Annotated in this window: 1 protein-coding gene; it reads left to right on the top strand. The window is 30.7% G+C overall.

All coding sequences use genetic code 11. From position 1 onward, the window contains the following. Window positions 1–605 (top strand): hypothetical protein (locus L4C36_RS23860; protein WP_428480219.1); only part of this gene is annotated, 605 nt, incomplete at its 5' end. Window positions 606–687: the final 82 nt, after the last annotated feature.

Here is a 687-nt window from a genome sequence, read left to right as displayed (position 1 = left end):
ATCCCCATTGTATTAAAAGGACATTAAATACATTTAAATCAATGACGGGGTTATATCCTTTAGATGATAGCTGTTTTAAGTTATTTCGCCGTATTGATGAAGGTTCTCACCCTCATTTCACTTACCGGTCAAAATTATATAATGTAACCATTGATGAGTATAAAGAATGGTTGAAGGTTATCTATCTGCTACTAATAGTAAAAGATAAAGATGGCGATAATATGTTATCAAACCTTGTAAATAAATTTTATTTAAGTGCTGACTATGTTGTTTATGCGTTCTTGAATACATATAACAAAGATGAATCAGTTCTACTTTCAGATAGATCTTTTACTACTGTAACTGATGATGAAGACAATTCGTATTTATCGCTTGAGTTTAATTTAGACTCAACTTCATTTGTTAATTTTATTTTTGCATCAATAGACTCATTGCCATGTAGCGAGGAAATGAAACAGGAATATAAAAGACATTTGAAAAATAATGGTAACTGGGTAACTATTGAATATAGCGAGAATGATTTAGATATTCTTGCCGAATACAATAAAAGAGTCATATATCAATCTTATGAGCATGTATATTGCTCAAAAGATATTATCTTTTGAGTGTGATGTTTAGTATTAGATCACATTTCCAAAAGCCCGCAAGCCTATAGGTTTCGCGGGCTTTTTTGTGTTTGCCTTAAAA

Origin of the sequence: Photobacterium japonica (genome assembly GCF_050337005.1) — a bacterium.
Lineage (GTDB): Bacteria > Pseudomonadota > Gammaproteobacteria > Enterobacterales > Vibrionaceae > Photobacterium > Photobacterium japonica.
Note: the sequence above shows the minus strand (reverse complement) of the source record. Positions and strands in the feature narration are given on the sequence as shown.